We start from the raw sequence: 261 nt of genomic DNA, 5'->3' as shown, positions 1-261 counted from the left end.
AGGGTGCTGCCATCGCTGAAATTGCCCAGGGCCGTGAGCTGCTGGCTGTAGCCCGCAGGCAGGTTCACCACTGTCGGGGTCACCTGAATACTGGTCAATACCGCATTGGTTACGGTGACCGAAACCGTATTGCTGTCAATGCCGTCCCGGTTGGCGGAGACGCTGGTGCTGCCCACCGCCACCGCCATCAGCTCGCCCAGGCTATCCACCGTGGCAATTGCGGTGTTGTCACTGGACCAGTTCACGCTGGTGGTAATGTCG

Annotated in this window: 1 protein-coding gene; it reads right to left on the bottom strand. The window is 60.9% G+C overall.

From position 1 onward, the window contains the following. Positions 1-261: Ig-like domain-containing protein (locus Q5Y71_RS17405; RefSeq protein ID WP_306043324.1), on the bottom strand; the 261-nt coding region annotated here is incomplete at both ends.

The organism is Microbulbifer sp. 2205BS26-8 (assembly GCF_030731025.1).
GTDB lineage: Bacteria > Pseudomonadota > Gammaproteobacteria > Pseudomonadales > Cellvibrionaceae > Microbulbifer > Microbulbifer spongiae.
The sequence above is the reverse complement of the archived record's forward strand: the minus strand, read 5'-3'. Positions and strand labels throughout refer to the sequence as shown.